The following is a 244-nucleotide window of genomic DNA, read 5'->3' as shown; positions in this document are numbered from 1 at the left end:
CGCCGCGCCGGACGCGGCTGCGCATTGGCAATGTTACGGAGCTCAGGCCGCCGCCGCTTCCTGGGTTGGAGCCATCAGGGCCGCGAAGTCCGCCGGCGGTTGACTCGCCCTGCCGTCGATGGCGAAACCCGCATAGCCCTGCTCTACGATCGCCTCGCAGATGTGCCGGTAGCCGGGGACGCCGCCGATATAGGCCATGAAGGTGCGCGGCTTTCCCGGGATGTTGGCGCCTGTGTACCAGCTC

At 68.4% G+C, this 244-nt stretch carries 1 protein-coding gene; it reads right to left on the bottom strand.

Annotated features, from left to right (window positions below; all coding sequences use genetic code 11):
* Positions 1 to 42: 42 nt before the first annotated feature.
* Positions 43 to 244, bottom strand: a 202-nt coding sequence (locus AB1471_RS17760; RefSeq protein ID WP_367781039.1) for a hypothetical protein, incomplete at its 5' end; no start/stop codon positions are given.

The sequence above is a fragment of the Jeotgalibacillus marinus genome, from assembly GCF_040801915.1.
Taxonomy (GTDB): domain Bacteria; phylum Bacillota; class Bacilli; order Bacillales; family Jeotgalibacillaceae; genus Jeotgalibacillus; species Jeotgalibacillus marinus.
Note: the sequence above shows the minus strand (reverse complement) of the source record. Positions and strands in the feature narration are given on the sequence as shown.